This window comes from Burkholderia sp. KCJ3K979 (assembly GCF_016759955.1).
GTDB lineage: Bacteria > Pseudomonadota > Gammaproteobacteria > Burkholderiales > Burkholderiaceae > Burkholderia > Burkholderia orbicola.
In genome coordinates this window covers 1-383 of sequence record NZ_JACFYV010000491.1, presented here as the reverse complement: position 1 = coordinate 383, position 383 = coordinate 1, and the positions used below count along the sequence as shown (strand labels likewise).

Below are 383 nucleotides of genomic sequence, written 5' to 3'. Positions count from 1 at the left end.
GGCCACTGGAGCAGGATGAATTACTGACGCGTTTACAGAAAAGCTGTGATATGACGCAAGTCTCTGCCGATTACAATGCGTTGTTTATCGGCGATGAATGTGCTGTGCCGCCATATCGTAGCGCATGGGTTGAGGGCGCAACGGAAGCGGAAGTGCGCGCTTTTCTTTCCGAACGAGGGATGCCACTAGCGGATACGCCAGCCGATCACATCGGCACATTGCTGCTTGCGGCTTCCTGGCTGGAAGATCAGTCAACGGAAGATGAGAGCGAAGCACTGGAAACACTGTTCAGTGAGTATCTGTTACCCTGGTGTGGTGCGTTCCTTGGCAAAGTGGAGGCCCATGCAACTACGCCTTTCTGGCGCACCATGGCACCGCTAACC

The 383-nt window shown here is 54.6% G+C and carries 1 protein-coding gene; it reads left to right on the top strand.

What is annotated here, in order from left to right; translation table 11 throughout:
* The coding region (gene ycdY, locus H3O04_RS35785) for a molecular chaperone YcdY (protein WP_202589560.1) at positions 1-383 on the top strand (383 nt) is incomplete at both ends.